At 71.5% G+C, this 1024-nt stretch carries 1 pseudogene; it reads left to right on the top strand.

The annotated features are described in order from the left end of the window. Positions 1–926: pseudogene (locus ACWDCZ_RS41730) on the top strand (M4 family metallopeptidase); the annotation flags it as partial. Positions 927–1024 lie beyond the last annotated feature (98 nt).

Below are 1024 nucleotides of genomic sequence, written 5' to 3'. Positions count from 1 at the left end.
ACATCATGGGCGCGCTGACCGAGTCGTACGCCAACGAGCCCGCCCCGTACGACTCCCCGGACTACACCGTCGGCGAGATGATCAACCTGGTCGGCAACGGCCCGATCCGCAACATGTACAACCCCTCCCTGGTGAGCAACAACCCCAACTGTTACTCCTCCTCCATCCCGCAGACCGAGGAACACGCGGCGGCCGGCCCGCTCAACCACTGGTTCTACCTGCTCGCCGAGGGCTCCAACCCCGGCGGCGGCAAGCCCACCAGCCCCACCTGCAACAACTCCTCCGTCACCGGCATCGGCATCAAGGACGCCGGCCGGGTCTTCTACGGCGGCATGCTCCTCAAGACCAGCGGCATGACCTACAAGCGCTACCGCACCGCCACCCTGACCGCCGCCAAGAGCCTCGACCCGACCTGCACCTTCTTCAACCGGGCCAAGGCCGCCTGGGACGCCGTCAGCGTCCCCGCCCAGAGCGGCGACCCCACCTGCTCCAACAACGGCAGCAACGACTTCTCGCTCTCCCTCGGCCCGGCCTCCGGCTCCGCCCAGCCCGGCGCCTCCACCACCTCCACGGTGAGCACCGCCGTCACCTCCGGCACCGCCCAGACCGTGAGCCTCACAGCCTCCGGCCTCCCGGCGGGCGTCACCGCGAGCTTCAACCCCTCGTCGGTGCAGGCCGGTTCCTCCTCCACCCTGACCCTGTCCGCCGCCTCCAGCGCCGCGACCGGGACCTACCAGATCACCGTCACCGGCACCGCCGGCGCCACCACCCACACCGCCCAGTACAGCCTCACCGTCGGCGGCGGGGGCACCCCCAACCCCGGCGGCACCTGGACCGCCGGCACCACCTACCAGGCGGGCGACGTCGTGACCTACAACGGCGCCTCCTACCGCTGCCTCCAGGGCCACACCGCCATGGTCGGCTGGGAGCCGCCGAACGTCCCGGCGCTGTGGCAGGCCGTGTGACCCGCACGCGCTGACACCCCGTGAAGCCGCTGCGCCGCGGCCCGTCGAGGGGGACGGGC

The sequence above is a fragment of the Kitasatospora sp. NPDC001225 genome (genome assembly GCF_053597855.1).
The sequence above is the reverse complement of the archived record's forward strand: the minus strand, read 5'-3'. Positions and strand labels throughout refer to the sequence as shown.